Raw genomic sequence first — 2,115 nt, 5'->3', positions numbered from 1 at the left:
GAGCTCGCCGGTCAACTGCTCGTTGAGCAAGCGCAAAACATCCGGATCCCCTTGCATGATCACTCCCCTACGGTGACGGTCGAAACGGTGGTCATTCCTGGCCTTGGCGGGGTGCGCTGGGCTGCGCGCACCATGCGGGGCCGTAGTCGCACTTTGCCATGCCGAAGTTCAATCTGCCAGCAAGGTATGGCTGTGCTCAGTGTGTGTCCTGCGCCGCCCCCGTGACCGACGTTGCTGGCGACTAAGGTTAGACTGCGCTAACGAACTTAGGTTAGACTCAACTAATATGGCTGTCGGTTCGGCATTTTCTTCGGGAATCCCGTTGACACGGGAAGCCGAGAGGGAGGACGAATTGCGCACGCGTGGCCAGGCCGTCGGGCAAGAGAACGTCGCCCGCATGCAAGGGATGCGCTGATGTACGTATGCCTGTGTGTCGGCGTGACCAACCACACGGTGTCCGAGGTGGTCGCGCGCGGCGCCTCCACCTCGAAAGAGGTCATGGCCGCGTGCGGGGCCGGGGGCGACTGCGGCCGTTGCAGGCGAACGCTGCGGGCGATCATCGCCGCGTCGGCGAACCTCGAGGCCGCCCCGTCGCGTTAGCCGGCGTCAGCGTTTGTTGAAGTCCGCCAGCGCCGCGGCGTTGGCCTGGGCACCCATCAGCTCGGCGAAGTGAGCGTTTTCCCGCGCAGTGGCCGCCGCGATCTCGGGCCGGACCGGCTCCACGATCGTGTGCTTGACCGCCATCAGGCTCGAAATGGGGCGGCTGGCAAGGATTTCCGCGTGCCGACGGGCTTCGGGCAGCAGATCGTCGGGCTCGCAGACCCGCCATACCAGACCCATCCGCAACGCCTCGTCGGCGTCCACCCACTCCGAAGACATCAGCAGCCATGCGGCGTTCTGCCGGCCCACCAGTTGCGGCAGCAGGTATGACGACGCCGCCTCCGGCGCCACCCCCAGGCTGGTGAAGGGGCACTTCAGCCGGGCGGTCGATGACATGAATGCCAGGTCGGCGTAGCCGAGGATGGTGGCGCCGATGCCCACCCCGACGCCGTTGACCGCGCAGATGAGCGGCTTGGGGAACGCACTGAGGGCATCGATCAGGCCGATGAAGCCGTGCTTGCCCGGCGTGAAGTCCGGATCGGTGATGCGGGCCTGCATCTCGGCGAGATCGGTTCCGGCGCTGAAGCCGCGGCCCGCGCCGGTCAACAGCACCACGGCGACCTCGGGATCCTCGGCCGCGGCCAACAGCGCCTCCGCGGTGGCGTCGTACAGTGCCTCGTTGAACGCGTTCAGCGCCTCGGGCCGGTTCAGCGTGAGGGTGCGCACCCGCTTGTCGTCATCGATCTGCAGCGTCACGGCTGCAGCCTAACCAGGTCAGCCGTTGCTGTAGACGCGGGTGGGCGCGATCAGCACAACCGCGCGCCGCTCCCGGGCCATGACGCGGTCGTACTCGTCCCAGTCGTCGTGCGTGCCGCCCGCGGCGGTGAAGACAATTCGGAGCAAGAGTCGCAGCTGGTCGTCCGTGGTCAGCCAGGGCTGGGCGTCCTCCGGGCCGGCCAGCTCCGCGCGGCCCTCGACGGTCGCCCATTGCCAGCCCTTGCGGAAGGTGACCGCCAGCTGGGGCCGCGCGCGCAGGTTGGCCAGCTTGACCTTGCCGTAGGTGGTGAAGCCCAACGCCTCCTGGCCGGTCGCGGGATGCGGCAACAGGCCGACGTTGACCAGCGACGCCTGCACAGTCGCGTCGGCGCGAACCGTGGAGACGACCGCCAGGCCACTTTCCGCCGCGGCCAGGGCCGTGGCGTCGCGCAGAGATGTCATGTGGGTTCCTCGATGAACGGTGTCTTGAAGACGTAGCGGCTGGTGGGGACGGTGTCGATGTTCTCGTTGGCGCCGAACGCCGTGGTGCTGGCGACCATTCGGCCCAAGCGGTCCTGCAGGTCCTTGTCGTCGGCGGCACCGAAGAACGCCTTGAGATCGGTGATCGCCTCCGCGGGGAACAACTCCTCGACGATGCCCGCGATTCCCGGCGCGCCCGGGGTGAGGGCACGCACCACCCAGTTCTGGGTGTAGCCGAAGGTCGACTGCGTCTCGATGGCCACCGAGGTGTGGTCGCGC

At 67.6% G+C, this 2,115-nt stretch carries 3 protein-coding genes and 1 pseudogene; 1 reads left to right on the top strand and 3 read right to left on the bottom strand.

The annotated features are described in order from the left end of the window. The first annotated feature begins 414 nt into the window (after nt 1–414). Nucleotides 415–600, top strand: a complete 186-nt coding sequence (locus A9X03_RS07665; protein WP_055405246.1) for a bacterioferritin-associated ferredoxin — start codon at nt 415–417, stop codon at nt 598–600. A gap of 6 nt (nt 601–606) precedes the next feature. Here A9X03_RS07665 and A9X03_RS07660 read toward each other — a convergent pair whose 3' ends face one another. From A9X03_RS07660 to A9X03_RS07650, 3 genes and pseudogenes are all read right to left on the bottom strand, one after another. After that, nucleotides 607–1,356: an enoyl-CoA hydratase/isomerase family protein gene (locus A9X03_RS07660; protein ID WP_067750020.1), complete on the bottom strand. Its 750-nt coding sequence runs from the start codon at nt 1,354–1,356 to the stop codon at nt 607–609. Nucleotides 1,357–1,374: 18 nt separating this feature from the next. Further along, nucleotides 1,375–1,818 carry a TIGR03618 family F420-dependent PPOX class oxidoreductase gene (locus A9X03_RS07655; protein WP_068260448.1) on the bottom strand — a complete coding sequence of 148 codons (444 nt, stop codon included), beginning with the start codon at nt 1,816–1,818 and terminating at the stop codon, nt 1,375–1,377. Then, nucleotides 1,815–2,115, bottom strand: a pseudogene (locus tag A9X03_RS07650) (hypothetical protein); the annotation flags it as partial. The gene A9X03_RS07655 and the pseudogene A9X03_RS07650, both read right to left, overlap by 4 nt.

This window comes from Mycobacterium sp. E1715 (genome assembly GCF_001667625.1).
Taxonomy (GTDB): Bacteria; Actinomycetota; Actinomycetes; order Mycobacteriales; family Mycobacteriaceae; genus Mycobacterium.
This window is presented reverse-complemented; position numbering and strand designations above follow the sequence as displayed.